This window comes from Bacillus sp. FAU20 (assembly GCF_056033865.1).
On record NZ_JBVYHY010000022.1, the window covers coordinates 73,662 to 91,414 of the forward strand.

The following is a 17,753-nucleotide window of genomic DNA, read 5'->3' on the forward strand; positions in this document are numbered from 1 at the left end:
GCCTGTATTTCTTCTTATTTTGCCATTAATTTTAATGCTGACTGTAATTGTAGATCATTTTCTCCAGAACGGATTTTTTCGATAATTTTAGTTTGAATCGCTTCAGCTGTCTTTTTATCAAGCTGTCCTGTCGCTTCCATCTCATTTGCATTTTGGAATGCTTTCAGAGCCGATTCTGTCTCTTTACTAAAGTATCCATCTTCACGACCTGGTACATACCCTAAGCTCTTAAGCATTTCTTGAGCATGTTTTACTTGTACATCATTTGAATTGTATGAAAGTGTTTTTTCAATTTGAATTGGTGTCGCATGATAATAATTTGGTTGCTTCACTTCTACTGTTGGCGCGATTCCTTTTTTATGAATCCAGTTCCCATCCGGTGTTAACCATTTAAACATCGTTAATTTAATGTTGCTGCCGTCTTTAAATGGAACAGCTTGCTGGACAGTACCTTTACCAAATGTCTTTTCACCAATTAAATCGTATCCTTCTCCTTCTTTTAGCGCACCCGCTAAAATCTCTGAAGCAGAAGCACTTCCATTATCAATTAATACTGAAATTGGATATGGTTTTCTCTCTTTCAGTTCTGTAGAGAATTTCTTCTTCTCACCATTTCGCTGCTCTACTTGTAGCATCGGCTTTTTATTCGTCATAATTTCTCCTAGTATATCTTCTACACTATTTAAATAACCACCAGGATTACCACGCACGTCAATAACTAAGCCTTTTATATTTTTCTTCTCTAACTCTTTTAACTGATCCTTAAATTCTTTCGCTGTATTTTCAGCAAAAGAAGTGATTTGCATATAACCGATATCTTTTCCACTCTCTTGCTTCACAGAACTAAATACTGTAAAGATTGGAATCTTTTCACGCTTAATTTTAAATACGATCGGATCAGTTACTCCCGCACGTTTAATTTCAATTGCGACAGTCGTTCCCTTTTTACCACGAATTTTTAATACTGCTTCTTCACGTGATAAGTCTTTCACACTGTTTCCATCTACAGATAAAATTTGGTCATTCGGTTTAATTCCTATCTTTTCTGCTGGTGAACCTTTAATTGGCGATACGATAATAAGCTTACCGTCCGTCTTGTTCACCTCAGCCCCAATCCCCTCTAATTCGGGATCAAGCGATTCACTAAACTGTTTGGCTGTTTCTTTATCCATATACGTGGAATAAGGGTCCTTCAGCGTAGACAACATACCTTGTATTGCACCTTCAACTAACTTTTCATCTTTCACGTCTTCCACATAACGTGAATCAATTAGTGCATACGCCTCATTAATTTTTGCCAAATTCCCTTGCGCAGTGCTAGCATTCCCACTCGAAATTGTTTGCGTTACTTCTGATGGGTTAACCCCAAATACAGACATGCCTGCAAACATTCCGCCAGCACCAATTAAAAATGCAACAACCATTCCAATAATTGCAACTCTACGTTTCAATGCGGAATTCCCCTTTCCAAAACACACAGGTGGTGTAGCAAAAGGCATCACACAGTGTGTGATGCCTTTACCTATTTCTACTATATGATAAGCTTGTACGAATTATGTTTGCAACTTTTTATACTTTTAAGAAGCGACGAATTGACATTACACTTCCCCACATACCGATTAAAGCACCGATTAACACTAGTAAACCAGCTAATTGGAATACGAACGGACTGTATGGTAGAAGCTCGAAAATTGTTCCGCCAAGTTTTTCATTAAACACACCTTGCAACGAATTATACGTAATTAGAATTAGGCCAATTGGAATAATTGATCCTAATACTCCTAAGAATAACCCCTCTAGCAAGAATGGCCAACGAATAAACCAGTTTGTTGCACCAACAAGTTTCATAATTTCAATTTCTGTACTACGAGCATAAATTGTAATTTTAATTGTATTAGAGATTAAGAACATCGCTGTGAATAAAAGACCAGCAATTAACGCAATCCCAATGTTACGACCAGTTTTTACAGTATCAAATAATCGTTCAACTTGCCCTTTTCCGTACTGAACATTACTAACAAACTGCATTTTTTCAACCTTCTTCGCGATTGTCGCTGTATCGGTTGGTTCTTTTGCTTTTACAACGAATACGTTTTTAAGTGGGTTATCTTGTTCAAATAACTCAAACGTTTTTCCACTATCACCTAAGCTTTTAATTAAACGTTTTAACTCTTCTTCTTTAGAAGAATATTTAATAGAATCTACTTTTGCAATCTTACTCATATCTTCTTCTAATTTCTTTTGATCCGCTTCTTTTGCAGCTGGATCAATGTGTACACGAATCTCTACATCTTGCTCTACTTTAGTCGCAAAATGGTTCATATTCATAATCGCTGTTAAAAAGACACCTACAAGTAATAATGTAACTGTTACTGCACTAACAGAAGCAAATGTCATCCATCCGTTACGTGATAGATTCTTTACACCTTCTCGCAAATGTCGACTAAGGGTCTTAGCCTTCATATCCGTATCCTCCCTCAATCTCATCTCGAACAATTTTTCCGCCTTCAATCGCGATTACACGATGACGGATTGTATTTACGATATCTGCATTATGCGTCGCCATAACGATCGTTGTGCCGCGCTCATTAATGCGAGTAAAAATATTCATAATATCAAGAGCTGTTTCAATATCTAAGTTACCTGTTGGCTCATCGGCAATTACAACCTTTGGTCTATTTACAATTGCTCTTGCAATAGCCACACGTTGTTGCTCCCCGCCCGAAAGCTCACTTGGAAGTGCGTCTGCACGATCTTCAAGGCCTACAAGACCTAACACTTCTGTTACACGCTCACGAATTGCATCTGGTTCTTCTTCAATTACTTCTAAAGCAAACGAAACATTCTCATATACCGTTAATTTAGGTAGCAATTTGAAATCTTGGAAAATTACGCCTAATTGGCGACGGAAATACGGAACGTCTCTTTCTGCCAATGTTTCGATAGTAAGTCCATTTACATTAATAGATCCTGTAGATGGTTTCTCTTCACGATACATCATTTTAATAAATGTAGATTTCCCGGCTCCACTCGGTCCAACTACGTATACGAATTCACCTTGTTTAATGTTAACTGTAAGACCAGCAATGGCTTTCATACCATTCGGGTACTCCTTATAAACATTCGTCATTTTTATCATTATTTATCACCCAATACTTAATGATTTTTTTCGAAATACTTTTCTGTACATCTGAAAATAAAAGACATCCTTCATTTTCATTTAGTCATCCTTGTTGAAGGTAGTTTACTTATGCTTTCTCATAAGCAATACCACTCTATGTAATATATTTCAGCAAAATTCTACAAACCCCATTGTAACATCAAACGGTTTCCAATTTGGATACATTTTTGTTACAGTTATGTTACATACCAGAAAAAAGGAAAACGAGCTGACTATATTATCAACTCGCCCATTTCACCTTTTTATTTATGTTCAGCTAACCATTCAGATACTTTTTTCGCATCTTCACCTTGAATAAGTCCTGGTGACATTGAACCACGGCCTTTTTTAATAATCTCTTCGATATCTGCAGCGTCGTACTTACCGCCTACTTTTCTTAAATCAGGTCCAGTTGCCCCTGATAAATCTGTTGCGTGACATCCCGCACAACTTCTTTGGAAAATTTGTTCTGCGCTGTCTGTGCTTGCAGACTGTTTCGAAGACTTACTCTCTTCTTTATTTCCGCATGCTCCTAAAGCAAAAACAACCGATGTCCCTAGCGCAATAGCCAACAATTTCTTTTTCACTTCTATCGCTCCCCATTGTTGATATTCTTTTTTATTCCTAACACACTCATTTTCATTATAAGCATTATCTTTATATAGAAAAACTAAGGTGTATTTCATATTCCTCAAAAATACAGTGAGAACCTTGATAAAATAAAGCTTTCATAAGTTGTTTCAATTCTGTGAACAACTTAAAAAACTTCTATAAAGTATCCTTTTTAAAAGGAAAATTAGAAAAGTTCTATATAAATCTTTACCCTATTACCGCCTATTTTACTATTCTCTACTTTTTACAAAACAATATACAGCATTGTAATCTACATATAATCCCATCAAAAAGAGAAGTTGTCGTTTCCAACTTCTCTTCCTCTTTACTTCATCTATAAAAATAGAATCAAATTCTTTATATCCTCTATTGTCCTCAGCATGCGCCAACAATTTCGTTGGCTTTTTTTCGCTTATTAGATGCGAGAACGTAAGTAAGCATCAATAAATGGATCAATCTCTCCATCCATAACAGCTTGTACGTTACCAACCTCCGTATTTGTACGATGGTCTTTTACAAGAGAATACGGGTGGAATACGTAAGAACGGATTTGGCTACCCCATCCGATTTCTTTTTGCTCTCCGCGAATTTCATCTAATTCTGCTTGTTGCTCTTCTAGTTTCTTTTGATATAATTTCGCTTTTAACATTTTCATCGCATGCTCACGGTTTTTAATTTGAGAACGCTCCGACTGACATGTTACAACCGTATTTGTCGGTGTATGTGTAATACGAACTGCTGAATCTGTCGTATTTACGTGCTGCCCACCAGCTCCACTTGCTCGGTACGTATCAATTTTTAAGTCTTCTGTACGTACTTCGATTTCAACTTCATCATTGAACTCTGGTACAACTTCACAAGATACGAACGATGTATGACGGCGCCCTGAAGAATCGAATGGTGAAATACGTACAAGACGATGTACACCTTTCTCTGCTTTTAAGTAACCGTAAGCGTTATGACCTTTAATTAATAAAGTTACACTCTTAATACCAGCTTCATCACCTGGTAAATAATCAACCGTTTCTACTTTGAATCCGCGTTTTTCAGCCCAGCGTGTGTACATACGTAATAACATAGAACCCCAGTCTTGTGACTCAGTTCCACCTGCACCTGGATGTAATTCTAAAATCGCATTATTTTTATCATAAGGATCACTTAATAGTAACTGAAGCTCATACTCATTCATTTCTTGAATTAAGCCTTTTACTTCTGATTCTAATTCCTCATGTAAATCTTCATCATACTCTTCTTTTAAAAGCTCATGCGTGATTTCTAAATTTTCGAACGTCTCATCTAACTGACGGAACTTTCCAACCATATCTTTTAACGCATTCGCTTCATTAATTACAGCTTGTGCGCCTTGTTGGTCATCCCAAAATCCTGCGCCCATCATTTTCTCTTCTAATTCTGCAATTTGTTTCTCCTTAGTAGGGAGGTCAAAGAGACCCCCTAAAAGCCGCTAATCGCTTAGCCATTTTCTCTAATTCCTGTCTAATTTCTACTAATTCCATTTCCTTCACCTCTATGTAATTGCTGTTACTTTCGTATGAAAACAAGGGAAACTCTCTCCACTTATTACGGAGAGAGTTTAATCCTTCTTAATTATACATTTTTGATATAAAAGTTTGCAAAACAGCCAAAGCTACCGTCCTATATTACTGAACGATACCACAGCAGTTTTTATATTTTTTACCGCTACCACATTTACATAAATCGTTGCGGCCCACTTGGTCACCTTTTACAACTGGCTTTTTCTTTGCTTCTTCGCCATCGCTAGAAGGATGAACAGCTTCACCTTGAACAACTTCTTGACGTTCTAAGTTTTGTTCAATTTCAGCTTTCATAATGTAACGAGAAATTTCCTCTTCAATAGAAGCAACCATTGACTCGAACATCGCGAACCCTTCCATTTGGTACTCACGAAGTGGATCGATTTGACCGTAAGCACGTAAATGAATACCTTCACGAAGGTGATCCATCGCATCAATATGCTCTGTCCATTTCGTATCTACAACGCGGAATACAACAACTTTCTCAAACTCACGCATTTGCTCTTCTGGCATAAGCTTTTCTTTGTCATTGTAACGCTCTATTAATTTCGCCATAATCGGTTCGCTCATTTCCTCAGGAGCAAGGCGACGTAATTCTTCTTCTTTTACATCTCCGTCTTGAAGAAGGTTTGTATTTAAGTAGTCAACAAGACCTTTAATGTTCCAATCTTCTTCAATTTCCTCTTGTGTATGAAGCGCAACAGCACGTTCTACTGTAGATTTCATCATACCTTCAATAATGCCACGTAAGTTTTCCGATTCCATAACCTCTTGACGTTGCTTATAAATAACTTCACGTTGCTGACGAAGTACATCATCGTATTGTAATAACTGCTTACGTGCATCATAGTTATTTCCTTCAACACGTTTTTGTGCAGATTCTACCGCACGAGAAACCATTTTACTTTCAATCGGCTGTGAATCATCCATACCAAGGCGGTCCATCATTGCTTTCATATTATCTGAACCAAATCTGCGCATTAATTCATCTTCCATTGATAAGTAGAACTGCGTCACACCAGGGTCCCCTTGACGACCGGCACGACCACGTAACTGATTATCAATACGACGGCTTTCATGTCGTTCTGTACCGATAACTGCTAGACCGAAGATTTTTACATCATCTCCAAGCTTAATATCTGTACCACGACCAGCCATATTCGTTGCAATCGTTACAGCACCTTTCATACCTGCTTCCGCAATAATATCAGCTTCACGTGCATGGTTTTTCGCATTTAAGATGTTATGACGTACACCTTTACGCGTTAACATTTTTGAAATAAGCTCTGAAGTTTCAATTGCAACTGTACCTACAAGAACAGGTTGCCCTTGTTTATGACGATTTACAATATCCTCAACAACAGCATTGAATTTACCTTCCATTGATTTAAAGATTAAATCGGCACGATCATCACGAATAATCGGTTTGTTTGTCGGAATTACAATAACGTTCATATTGTAAATGTTACGGAATTCCTCTTCCTCTGTTTTCGCTGTACCAGTCATACCAGATAATTTTTCATACATACGGAAGTAGTTCTGGAATGTAATTGTTGCAAGCGTCATGCTTTCATTTTGAATTTCTACACCTTCTTTTGCTTCAATCGCTTGGTGTAATCCTTCGCTATAACGACGACCTTTCATAAGACGACCAGTGAATTGGTCTACAATTACGATTTCGCCTTCTTGTACAACATAATCTGTATCACGATGCATAACAACGTGTGCACGAAGCCCCTGATTAATATGGTGAAGAAGTGCTACATGTTTTAAATCGAATAAGTTTTCAATATGGAAAGCTTTCTCTGCTTTCGTAATACCATCTTCTGTTAGCATTACATTTTTCGTTTTCACATCAAATGAATAATCTTTTTCATTTTCTAACGTACGAACAAATGCATTTGCAAACATGTATAGCTCTGTTGATTTTTGAGCTTGTCCTGAAATAATAAGCGGCGTACGTGCTTCATCGACTAAAATAGAATCGACTTCATCGATAATAGCAAAGTGAAGTGGACGTTGAACGCACTGCTCTTTATATAAAACCATGTTATCACGTAAGTAATCGAATCCAAGCTCATTATTTGTGCTATACGTAATATCAGCAGCATAAGCCTCTTGTTTCTCTTCGCGTGACATACTATTTAAGTTAATTCCTACTGTTAAGCCTAGGAACTCATGAAGTTGTCCCATTTCATTCGCATCACGTTGTGCTAAGTATTCATTGACTGTAACAACGTGAACACCTTTTCCTGTTAAAGCATTTAAATATACAGGTAATGTAGACGTTAACGTTTTACCTTCACCCGTTTTCATCTCAGAAATATTCCCTTCATGTAAGGCAATACCACCCATTAACTGTACGCCATATGGACGCATTCCAAGAACACGAGTTGCCGCTTCGCGAACAACCGCGAAAGCTTCAGGTAGTAGATCATCTACTGTTTCACCTTTTGTTAGACGTTCTTTAAATTCAAGCGTCTTTCCTTTTAATTGTTCATCAGTTAGTGGCTTAATAGATGACTCTAATGCATCAATTTGCTCAACTGTTTTCTGCATACGTTTAATTTGGCGTTGGTTTACATCAAACACCTTTTTTAAAATACCGATCATAGGAAATACGCTCCTCTTTTTATTAAAATAAAACTTCCGATTGTTTTCTTTTTCTCTATTACAATCAGTCGTTATAACAATCAAATGTATGTTATGCCAATTTTTCTCCTAATTAAAAAAACTAAAATGTATATACCTAATGATAATTGTAACACTTGTCTTATAACTATGACAACAATCGGCCGAATGTCTCGTTCTAAATTAAGAAAAGTTTTTTAAAAATCTATTTTCAGCAAAAAAAGCGCAGCCATTTCGGCTGCGCTTTCGAATTATTATTTAGTTTCGATTAAACCGTATTTCCCATCTTTACGGCCATATACAACATTAGTTTCATTTGTATCAGCATTTGTGAAGACGAAGAAATTATGTCCTAGCATATCCATTTGTAGGATTGCCTCTTCAACGTCCATCGGTTTTAAGTCGAATCGTTTTGTACGTACAAGTTCTAATTCATCTTCTTCTACCTCATCCAAAACAGCTACTGCTTCTGGAAGGATAAAGTTCGTTTTCATAGAACCTTTCTCACGTAACTTACGATTTACTTTTGTTTTATGTTTACGAATTTGTCTCTCAATTTTATCAACTACTAAATCGATAGCAGCGTACATATCGCTATTAGTTTCTTCTGCACGAAGTAATAAATCAGTAAATGGTATTGTTACCTCGACACGTTGCTTGTCAGAGTATACTTTTAAATTAACTTTAATCTCTGGGAATGTATCAAAATAACGCTCTAACTTACTTAGTTTTTTCTCTACATATTCCTTTAATGCTGGAGTTACTTCAATATTTTCACCACGAATGTTGAATTTCATAGATGAATTCCTCCTTTCAAGCCTATGTACTATAATTTCGACATTGGCTTAAAAACTCCTTCTAACTTTTTTAAAAAAATTAGTGGAATTGCGATTTTTTTATCGTTTTTTGTTGAAATGAAAAGATGCATCGTTTCTATCTTTATTTTATCCTATTAACATCGTGAATAACGAATATAACTGTGGACAATTCGTTACAGAAAAGAAACAACTTTTTGACAACTTACCCTATAACAAAAACCCCTTGCGAAAAACAAGAGGTTCTACTACATATATATAACGTTGCCACAAACGCAGCTTTCTCTTCCAAAAACAATATCCCCTACAGTTTCACAACATTAGCTGCTTGTGGTCCACGTGCTCCATCTACAATGTCAAACTCTACTTGTTGCCCTTCTTCTAATGACTTAAACCCATCTTGTTGAATAGCAGAAAAATGGACAAATACATCGTCACCATCTTCACGCTCAATAAACCCAAATCCCTTTTCTGCATTGAACCATTTCACTCTTCCTTGCATGTTCATTCCATTCCCTTCACTCTAAAAATCAGGGCATTCGCCCCATATTTTGACTATAACGAATGACAACATATGAAGTCAAAGAAGACTTATCGCCTTTTTATTATCCCTTTCGACACTGCCATATTAACTTCTACAAAGTGTCAAACTAGATACTTCCGTTGCCCCTCTCTCATATAACAAACTTCCGATTTGCCTAACTGTAATTCCTGTCGTATACACGTCATCAACGAGTAAAATATGTTGTCCAGAAAACATCTCTTCTCCCTGAAAATAAAAAGGATTGCTTCCTGACACCCTTTCTTTATGTGTCTTCTTACTTTGCTTTTCTGTTTCCCTTCTTCTTAATGATGGATAAGAAATTTTGACAGGCAAACAAGTTGCTAATAACTCAGCTTGATTAAAACCACGTTCAACTTCCCTTTCCTTACTAAGCGGAACAGCTATAACGGTTGAAACATTGGCAAAATAATTTTGAAATAAATTTCGAAACGGGCGATAAAAAATGCGAACTAACTCTGCATCCCCCCGAAACTTAAACTGCGCTACTATTTCTTTCATCCCATCATCATACATGTATAACGAACGGTTTTTAAAAGAACGATACTTCTCCTCTTTCATCCACCTTATACAATCTATACAAATACCGTCTTCTTGAAATGAGGTAGAAACAAATTCTAAAGGTCGCCCACATTCCATGCAAATTTCTCCTATAATATAAGAAAGTTTCTGTTCACATCTATCACATATATATTTTCTATGACACTTTACAAAAAAATTGTACCAACTAACCTTTTCTACAAAACACTCATCACAAAGTAAACAATGCATTAATCAATCAATCCTTGTTCTTCCGCATTTTTATTCATACCTTGAATATGTTTTTTCGCGCGTACCATCGCTTCTGTCTTACCATAGTGAAAATAAATAACCTCTCCATACGGCGCTTCAGAGCTCCGCCCTGCTCGACCCGCAATTTGTACGAGTGCACTTTCTGAGAATATTTCTTCTTCCGCCCCTAAAACTGCGACTTGCAAATTTTTCACCGTTACGCCTCGCTCTAAAATTGTCGTTGTAACTAATAATGGGATTTCTCCCTTTCTGAAAGCCGCTATTTTTTCTTTTCTCCCCGGATCTTCTGCATGTACACCTTCAATTCGATTGTTTAATGGTTTTAACAACAAGCTTATTTCTTCTATATATCGCACATGGGGGACAAATAAAAAAATGGGGAATTTTTTATTTAAGTATGTTTGTAACCACTGTAGTAAAACTCGAGGAATTCTTTTATGAATGAGGTTTTTTTTCCAATTCCCGCACCAACAAAATAAAGGAACTGGCAAGGGATGACGGTGATATCGTCCAGAAACAATAACACCTTTTTGTTTACCTTTTCTAAGTTTTCGCTTCCACGTTTCATCTGGAGTCGCAGTTAAATAAATACGCGCCGCTCTTTCTTTCATCGCTTGTTTTACCGCGTACTGTAACATTTGATCTACACAATATGGAAAAGCATCTATTTCATCTACAACCATGACATGAAATGCCCTATAATAACGTAATAACTGATGCGTAGTCGCAACCACTAGTACTGCATCTTTTTCTTTATCCACACTCCCTCCATATAAAGCCGCTACCTTTATATATGGAAATACTTCTTGCAATCTCGGTGCTAATTCTAGAACAACATCCGTTCTCGGCGTTGCGATACAAACTCTTTCCCCTTTTTGAAGCGCTTCGTTAATTCCGTAAAACAACATCTCTGTTTTTCCAGCACCGCATACAGCCCAAATAAAGAAAGATTCTTTCTGCTTAATAGCTTCTATAACACCTTGCGCCACCAACTCCTGACCGGTAGACAAAACCCCTTTCCACTGCAACTGATTTAACTCTCTTTCTTCCTTTCTTTCCTGAATCCCACGAACGAGTACAGTACATTCACTAACTCTCCCCATCGTGATGCACTTCCGGCAATACGTGCATCTTTTACTGCACCTTTTACATAAAAATGATGCAAATAATCGCTGCTCTATATTTCCGCAGCGCTGACATATATATTTAGAAGCCTTCTTTGTTATGCCTTGTACACATGCGACTTCTCCCTTCTTTTTCAAATCACTTAATTCTTTCCGTAAATCTGAAGAGAGTTCTTCTAATAGCAACTGTTTTCCAGCAAGCATTCATACCACCTCCAGCACTACTATAAACCTTTCTCATCATCTCGTAAAAACTCAAAAAAGCCGATAACCTACTTAGAAAATAGTAAGCTATCGACTTTATACACATGTTTTATTCTTTTATAAATCCTAGAATCGACCGTATCCTAAGAAATGTTTTTTGTTATACGAACTGTTAATATCACCGTACGCAATTCCTTTATCGCTAGCATGGATCATTTGGCCATTACCAACGTAAATACCGATGTGAGATGGGCCTGCTTTGTAAGTACCTTGGAAGAATACTAAGTCTCCTGGTTGTGGGCTACTTACTTTAGAAACTGAGTTCCAGTAACCATTAACGTCTTGACGACCTACACCAAAAATGTAAGAAATGAATCCACTACAGTCAAAACCACCGTTTGATGGAGATGCACTTCCCCAAACATATGGCTTACCCAAATATTGCTTAGCTTTACCAATTACGCCAGTATCCGGTGGAGTTGGTGCTGGGTTTTGCTCTGGTGTTTTCTTTTCTGCTTTAGGTGCCTCTTTTTTAGGCTCTTCCTTTTTAGGTTCTTCTTTTTTAGGCTCTTCTTTTTGAGCTTGTCCACCATTGTTTGCTGGTGCAGCTTGCTCTGCAGGTGCTTGTGCTGGCTGAGCTTGCGCAGCTTTAGCAGCTTGCTCTGCTTGTTTTTGAGCAGCAGCTTCTTGTGCAGCTTTTGCTTGTGCTTCTTCTTCTGCAATGCGTTGTAATTGTAACGCTTGTTTCTCAAGCTCTTTCAATTGACCTTCCGTACTTGTCATTGAAGTTACAACTGTATCCATTTTACTGCTTAAATCGTTTACCGCTGTTGCTTTTTTCTCTTTTTCAGCGTCAAGTTCTTTCTTAGCAGTTTCAATTTGAGCTTGTGCTTCTTTTAATTCTTTTTGTTTCTCTTTTACCGTTGCAACATCTTTTTTCACACTAGCTTGATCTTCTTGTTGTGTTTTCATGATATCTTCATCAGACTCAAGAATTTTAGAAACAGAAGTTAAACGATCAACTAAATCTGCAACGTTTTTAGAGTTTACAAGAACTTCTGTTACAACGTTCGTATTTGGTTGTTCTTGAAGTGCAACTAAACGCTTTCTTAATAGCTCTTCACGTTTTGCAATCTTTGTTTGTAATTCTGCAATATCTTTATTTTTCTTTTCAATTAATTGCTCAGTATCAGAAACTTTTTTCGTTGTTTCATCAAGCTTTGCAGCATTCTCTTGAACAGATTTATCTAAACCTTGAATTGTTTTGTTTAAGTCATTCATTTGTTTTTGTAATTCATCACGTTCTTGTTGTTGTTTATGTAAAGTGTCATTTTGTGTATTAATTTGTGATTTCACGTCAGAAATTTTATCTTCTGCAAATACATTTGGTGTTAGCCCTGAAAACATTAACCCTGCAACTAATGCGCAAGATGTCATTTTTAGCTTTTTCATTTTATTTTTTACACCGCTTTCTTTTTTCTTTTTCCGTATATAACCTATAAAATTTATACCATAATTCGGGATTTTTTTTGCTAATGTTACGTTTTTGTAAAACAAATGTAATATTATATGTGACTATAGTGCAAAATTCGTATATTTTTGTATGTGTGTGTAGAAATTTATATACTTTTCTTACTTCTATAAACAAAGAAAAAACGTAAGGAATCCCTTACGTTTTATTAAATATACGAATAGAAATGAAATGCTACTTCATCCATTTCTCAGCCCAATTTTGGACCTCATCCATAACACTTTCTAACGCTTTTCCCTTGTCAGTTAAGCCATACTCGATTCGAACTGGTACTTCTGGATAGACATTACGAACTACAATGCCCTCGCTTTCCAATTCCTTCAAACGCTCTGACAACATACGATCGCTCATATTTGGGATAATATCTGCGATTTCTCTAAAACGTTTCGACTCTTCAAGCAAAGATTTAATAATTAAGCCAGTCCACTTCTTACTAAGCAGAGTAAAAGCTGACTCAAACTTTGGACATAAACAAGAATTATGCTCCATATGTTTCACCTCTCTTCCATTATAATATAGTTTCTTGTAAAAAGTAAGTTATAAAACTTTCCTCATTATTTTATTTTACGTACATTTTACCATTTCCAAATATTAACTTGTCAACTAAACGTAACATACCCGTAAAAAAACCCTCTTAAAAAGAGAGCTTTTTATATCTTTATTACTTCGTATACCATCCAAGACCTAATGCACCTTCACCTAAGTGCGTACCAATTACAGCTCCAAAATAACCTGTACGAATTGTGACGTGAGGATATTTTGCTTCTAATTCTTTCTTCCATTCATTCGCTTCTTCTTCACGTTGTGCATGAATGATAACTGCTTCCATAGGTACACCTTTACTTGCTTGCTCATCAAAAATTTCAATGATACGTTTTAATGCTTTTTTACGTGTACGAATCTTTTCAAACGGAATAATGATTTTATCTCTAAAATATAAAACTGGCTTCACTTGTAACAGACTGCCGATGAAAGCTTGTGCGCTATTCAATCGACCACCACGCTGTAAATGATGTAAATCATCAACTACAAAATAGGCGTCCATTGTTTTCTTCATTTCATCAAAACGAGCGATAATCTCTTTTGGATTCTTTCCTTCACTTGCTAACTTTGCACCTTCACGCACATAAAATCCTTGTACTTCACAACTAATTTCAGAGTCATACGTGTACACATCAATACCCTCTACCATCTGTCCAGCTGTCGTTGATGTTTGATATGTACCACTAATTCCACTTGATAGGTGAATACTAATAACTGCATCATAATCTTTAGCTAGTTCTTCATATAGCTCAACAAACTTTCCGATTGCTGGTTGAGAAGTTTTTGGAAGTTCCTCTTGTTCACGTACTTTCACATAAAAATCATCTGCTGAAATTTCAGCTTCTTCTTGATAAGATTCTGTTCCAAACACAACGTTTAATGGAATCATATATATATTGAGTTCATCACGAATTTGCTTCGGTATATATGCCGTACTATCAGTAACAATAGCTATTTTCATTTTCGTACCTGCCTTATAAAAAGTTTTATTTCCTAATTTTACACGAAAACTACAAATGGTGCATCCATACATGAAAATGCCGGTTGAAATTATACCTACCATCTCGACAAATTACAACAAAAAGATAAAATACTCACCAAAAACTTCAGCATATTTAGAAAAAATGTTTGAATATAAAAAGGCTCGCTTTTAAAATGGAAAGTACTAGTCATTTTGATAGATAGGGGCGTACACAAGTGCTATTACAATATTTTACAATCAAAGACTACGGCGAACACGAAATCGTCATTCAAAAATCAAGATTTATTTGTTATATTAGCCGAGCAACGACTGAGGAAGAGGCTCAAGCATTTATACAAAAAATAAAAAAACAACATTGGAATGCAACACATAATTGTTCCGCTTATTTAATTGGCGAACAAGACCATATTCAAAAAGCAAATGATGACGGCGAGCCTAGCGGTACAGCTGGCGTACCAATGTTAGAGGTACTTAAAAAACGTGGACTAAAAGATACCGTTGTTGTCGTAACACGCTATTTTGGTGGCATTAAACTTGGCGCAGGTGGATTAATTCGTGCATATGGAAAGTGTACAAGCGAGGGCATTAATCATGTCGGTGTTGTCCAGCGAAAACTAATGCGTGTGATGCAAACCGAGATTGATTACACATTACTTGGCAAAGTGGAAAATGAATTACGTAATTCAAAATATGCCATTAAAGATATACATTATCTAGAAAATGTCACATTTGATACGTATGTAGAAGAAGACGGCAAACAAGCATTTACAGATTGGATGATTGAATTAACAAACGGGAAATGTACAATTATAGAAGGAGATATGCTGTACTTAGAACAAGATGTTATCTAAGCATAACCTATTTATCACATTCAAAGATTAATGTAGTGAATTACTTCCCTACAAATGAACTAACGAACTAAGGAGATTATATATGGAAGAACGTTATTATCATCTCCAAAATAGCAGAATAAAAAAGAAGCGAAGAAGGAAACTTTTCTTCTTCCTTATTTTCGCATTTTTATTTGGCAGTATAGGAGTTTATGTGTTAAATTCTTACTCTTCTCTTATGGGGATGTATAGTGGTTTTACTCGTGAAAAATCGGATTTAAGAAATAAAGATGTAGAAATTACAAAGGAACCTTTTACAATTCTCATTATGGGTATAGAAGATTATGCGACAGACGGTCAAAATGGTCGTACAGACTCATTAATGTTTGCAACAGTCAATCCAAAAACACAAAAGATTTCACTTATGAGTATTCCTCGTGATTCTCGAGTTAAAATTGTTGGCAAAAATAAAGAAGACAAAATTAACGCTGCCCATGCTTACGGCGGAGAAGAAATGGCAATCAAAACTGTCGAAGGCTTTCTAAAAGTTCCTGTAGACCATTATCTTAAAATTGATTTCCAAGGCTTTAAAGGTATCGTTGATGCTGTTGGCGGCGTTACCGTTGACGTACCCTTCGATTTCTGGGAGCGATCTGACGTCGATTACTACAAAAAAATCCAATTTAAGCAAGGACAGCAAAACTTAAACGGTGAAGAAGCACTTGCTTATGTACGTATGCGAAAGCAAGATCCAAATGGCGATTATGGTCGAGCTGCTAGACAAAGACAATTACTAGCCGCTGTTGCTCATAAACTAAACTCCACTTCTACTGTATTTAAAATTAAAGATTTAACAGCTGTCGTTGGAAAATATATAAAAACCGACATTCCTATTTCAGACGGACTTGCTCTTTACAATAAACTTTCTGGATTTGATCCTTCTACAATGCAAACGTTAAAGCTTGAAGGTGAAGACAAAAAAATAGGCGGTATTTATTACTTCCTTCCAGATCCAATCAGTATAGAAACGGTGCGTAACGAAATTGAAAAAGAATTAGGAGAAAAAGCAAAAAATCCAACTACAAAAAACAACTCAAATCCTGATTCAAATTCAAGTTCAAGTTCAAATTCTAACGAACAAACAAAAAAAGAAACAAACCAAAATAAAACACCAACTGATCCGCCACCTTCTACAAATGCTCATGCGGAGTGGATTATGCGCAATCAGCCGTAGCAAAAAGGCCCAATCTATCCGATTGGGCCTTTTTTATTTACTTATTAAAGTGTTGTAAAATTGCTTCTACAATACGCTCTGATGCACGACCATCACCGTAAGGGTTAGATGCTTTCGCCATCTTATCATGAGCTTCTTTATCTGATAACAACTCATCAGCAAGACCAAAGATTGTCTCTTCGTCTGTTCCTGCTAATTTCAGCGTACCTGCTTCAATACCTTCAGGGCGCTCTGTTGTATCACGAAGAACAAGAACTGGTACACCAAGTGATGGAGCTTCTTCTTGTACACCACCAGAATCCGTTAACATTAAGTATGAACGAGCTGCAACATTGTGGAAATCAATTACATCTAGCGGCTCAATTAAATGAATACGGTTATGTTCACCTAAAATTTCATTTGCTATTTCACGAACGACAGGGTTCATATGAACAGGGTATACAACTTGTACATCTTCATGCTTATCAACAAGACGCTTAATTGCACGGAACATGTTACGCATCGGTTCACCTAAGTTTTCACGACGATGAGCTGTCATAAGTACAAGACGATCATTTCCAAGTTTCTCTAGTACAGGATGACTATATGTTTCTTTTACAGTCGTTTGCAGCGCATCAATCGCTGTATTTCCTGTGATGAAAATACGTGATTCATCTTTATTTTCCTTCTGTAAGTTCGTTGCTGATTTTGCTGTCGGTGAGAAATGAAGATCCGCCATTACACCTGTTAATTGACGATTCATCTCTTCTGGGTATGGAGAATACTTATCCCACGTACGAAGGCCCGCCTCAACATGACCTACTGGAATTTGATTATAAAAAGCAGCTAAGCTTGCAATAAATGTTGTTGTTGTATCACCATGTACAAGTACAATATCCGGCTTCGCTTCTTTCATTACTTTATCCAAACCTTCTAAGCCACGCGTTGTAACATCAATTAAAGTTTGGCGATCTTTCATGATATTTAAATCGAAATCTGGCGTAATTCCAAAGATACTTAATACTTGGTCTAACATTTGGCGATGTTGTGCTGTTACAGTCACAATCGATTCAATTTTTTCTGGGTGTTTTTGCAACTCTAATACAAGAGGTGCCATTTTAATTGCTTCTGGACGTGTCCCGAAAATTGTCATTACTTTTAAACGTTCAGTCATGTGATTGCCTCTTTTCTTTCACTAATT

At 36.5% G+C, this 17,753-nt stretch carries 16 protein-coding genes; 2 read left to right on the forward strand and 14 right to left on the reverse strand.

Annotated features, from left to right (window positions below):
• Positions 1-14 precede the first annotated feature (14 nt).
• The 13 genes from AC0OM3_RS18755 to AC0OM3_RS18815 all read right to left on the reverse strand — a co-directional run bounded on the left by AC0OM3_RS18755 (position 15) and on the right by AC0OM3_RS18815 (position 14,488).
• Positions 15-1,451 (reverse strand): S41 family peptidase, encoded by a 1,437-nt coding sequence (locus AC0OM3_RS18755; protein WP_000830313.1) that lies wholly within the window; start codon positions 1,449-1,451, stop codon positions 15-17.
• Between the two features lie 118 nt (positions 1,452-1,569).
• Positions 1,570-2,463 (reverse strand): permease-like cell division protein FtsX, encoded by an 894-nt coding sequence (gene ftsX, locus AC0OM3_RS18760; RefSeq protein WP_000645027.1) that lies wholly within the window; start codon positions 2,461-2,463, stop codon positions 1,570-1,572.
• Positions 2,453-3,139, reverse strand: coding sequence for a cell division ATP-binding protein FtsE (gene ftsE, locus AC0OM3_RS18765; protein ID WP_000594321.1), 687 nt, complete (start codon positions 3,137-3,139; stop codon positions 2,453-2,455). Before ftsE ends, ftsX begins: the two co-directional genes overlap by 11 nt.
• 284 nt (positions 3,140-3,423) lie before the next feature.
• Positions 3,424-3,747, reverse strand: a complete 324-nt coding sequence (gene cccB, locus AC0OM3_RS18770; RefSeq protein WP_000727971.1) for a cytochrome c551 — start codon at positions 3,745-3,747, stop codon at positions 3,424-3,426.
• Positions 3,748-4,187: 440 nt separating this feature from the next.
• Positions 4,188-5,286, reverse strand: a protein-coding gene (gene prfB / locus AC0OM3_RS18775) for a peptide chain release factor 2 (RefSeq protein ID WP_096001716.1) whose coding sequence is annotated in 2 segments (ribosomal slippage) — positions 4,188-5,213 and positions 5,215-5,286 — 1,098 coding nt in all. Because the reading frame shifts where the segments join, the coding sequence is not laid out codon by codon here.
• A gap of 144 nt (positions 5,287-5,430) precedes the next feature.
• Positions 5,431-7,938 (reverse strand): preprotein translocase subunit SecA, encoded by a 2,508-nt coding sequence (secA, locus tag AC0OM3_RS18780; protein WP_000579370.1) that lies wholly within the window; start codon positions 7,936-7,938, stop codon positions 5,431-5,433.
• Positions 7,939-8,210: 272 nt separating this feature from the next.
• Positions 8,211-8,753: a ribosome hibernation-promoting factor, HPF/YfiA family gene (hpf, locus tag AC0OM3_RS18785; protein WP_000671186.1), complete on the reverse strand. Its 543-nt coding sequence runs from the start codon at positions 8,751-8,753 to the stop codon at positions 8,211-8,213.
• Between the two features lie 322 nt (positions 8,754-9,075).
• Entirely contained in the window at positions 9,076-9,273 is a 198-nt protein-coding gene (cspC, locus tag AC0OM3_RS18790; RefSeq protein WP_003303412.1) for a cold shock protein CspC, read from the reverse strand.
• A gap of 126 nt (positions 9,274-9,399) precedes the next feature.
• Positions 9,400-10,104, reverse strand: a complete 705-nt coding sequence (locus tag AC0OM3_RS18795; protein WP_474212649.1) for a phosphoribosyltransferase family protein — start codon at positions 10,102-10,104, stop codon at positions 9,400-9,402.
• Positions 10,104-11,453, reverse strand: a complete 1,350-nt coding sequence (gene comFA / locus AC0OM3_RS18800) for an ATP-dependent helicase ComFA (RefSeq protein ID WP_061884753.1) — start codon at positions 11,451-11,453, stop codon at positions 10,104-10,106. The genes AC0OM3_RS18795 and comFA overlap by 1 nt, the downstream gene beginning before the upstream one ends.
• Positions 11,454-11,579: 126 nt before the next feature.
• Complete coding sequence (locus tag AC0OM3_RS18805; RefSeq protein ID WP_139032805.1) at positions 11,580-13,010, reverse strand: C40 family peptidase; 1,431 nt, start codon at positions 13,008-13,010, stop codon at positions 11,580-11,582.
• Positions 13,011-13,158: 148 nt separating this feature from the next.
• A complete protein-coding gene (locus AC0OM3_RS18810) occupies positions 13,159-13,473 on the reverse strand; it encodes a winged helix-turn-helix transcriptional regulator (RefSeq protein ID WP_000400857.1) in 315 nt (104 codons plus the stop codon).
• Between the two features lie 172 nt (positions 13,474-13,645).
• Positions 13,646-14,488 (reverse strand): DegV family protein, encoded by an 843-nt coding sequence (locus AC0OM3_RS18815; protein ID WP_000684725.1) that lies wholly within the window; start codon positions 14,486-14,488, stop codon positions 13,646-13,648.
• A gap of 236 nt (positions 14,489-14,724) precedes the next feature.
• Here AC0OM3_RS18815 and AC0OM3_RS18820 point away from each other — a divergent pair, with 236 nt between their 5' ends.
• Complete coding sequence (locus AC0OM3_RS18820; RefSeq protein WP_000926663.1) at positions 14,725-15,360, forward strand: YigZ family protein; 636 nt, start codon at positions 14,725-14,727, stop codon at positions 15,358-15,360.
• 82 nt (positions 15,361-15,442) lie between these two features.
• On the forward strand, positions 15,443-16,573 hold the full coding sequence (locus AC0OM3_RS18825) for an LCP family protein (RefSeq protein WP_000392790.1): 1,131 nt from the start codon (positions 15,443-15,445) through the stop codon (positions 16,571-16,573).
• 37 nt (positions 16,574-16,610) lie between these two features.
• Here AC0OM3_RS18825 and wecB read toward each other — a convergent pair whose 3' ends face one another.
• Positions 16,611-17,726, reverse strand: coding sequence for a non-hydrolyzing UDP-N-acetylglucosamine 2-epimerase (gene wecB, locus AC0OM3_RS18830; RefSeq protein WP_000140145.1), 1,116 nt, complete (start codon positions 17,724-17,726; stop codon positions 16,611-16,613).
• Between the last annotated feature and the right edge of the window lie 27 nt (positions 17,727-17,753).

Excerpts from the sequence above, each read along its gene's own strand:
- comFA (WP_061884753.1), bottom strand. The coding sequence starts at position 11,453 with ATGCTTGCTGGAAAACAGTTGCTATTAGAAGAACTCTCTTCAGATTTA.
- ftsE (WP_000594321.1), bottom strand. The coding sequence starts at position 3,139 with ATGATAAAAATGACGAATGTTTATAAGGAGTACCCGAATGGTATGAAA.
- AC0OM3_RS18795 (WP_474212649.1), bottom strand. The coding sequence starts at position 10,104 with ATGCATTGTTTACTTTGTGATGAGTGTTTTGTAGAAAAGGTTAGTTGG.
- hpf (WP_000671186.1), bottom strand. The coding sequence starts at position 8,753 with ATGAAATTCAACATTCGTGGTGAAAATATTGAAGTAACTCCAGCATTA.
- AC0OM3_RS18825 (WP_000392790.1), top strand. The coding sequence starts at position 15,443 with ATGGAAGAACGTTATTATCATCTCCAAAATAGCAGAATAAAAAAGAAG.
- secA (WP_000579370.1), bottom strand. The coding sequence starts at position 7,938 with ATGATCGGTATTTTAAAAAAGGTGTTTGATGTAAACCAACGCCAAATT.
- AC0OM3_RS18815 (WP_000684725.1), bottom strand. The coding sequence starts at position 14,488 with ATGAAAATAGCTATTGTTACTGATAGTACGGCATATATACCGAAGCAA.
- wecB (WP_000140145.1), bottom strand. The coding sequence starts at position 17,726 with ATGACTGAACGTTTAAAAGTAATGACAATTTTCGGGACACGTCCAGAA.
- ftsX (WP_000645027.1), bottom strand. The coding sequence starts at position 2,463 with ATGAAGGCTAAGACCCTTAGTCGACATTTGCGAGAAGGTGTAAAGAAT.
- AC0OM3_RS18810 (WP_000400857.1), bottom strand. The coding sequence starts at position 13,473 with ATGGAGCATAATTCTTGTTTATGTCCAAAGTTTGAGTCAGCTTTTACT.
- cspC (WP_003303412.1), bottom strand. The coding sequence starts at position 9,273 with ATGCAAGGAAGAGTGAAATGGTTCAATGCAGAAAAGGGATTTGGGTTT.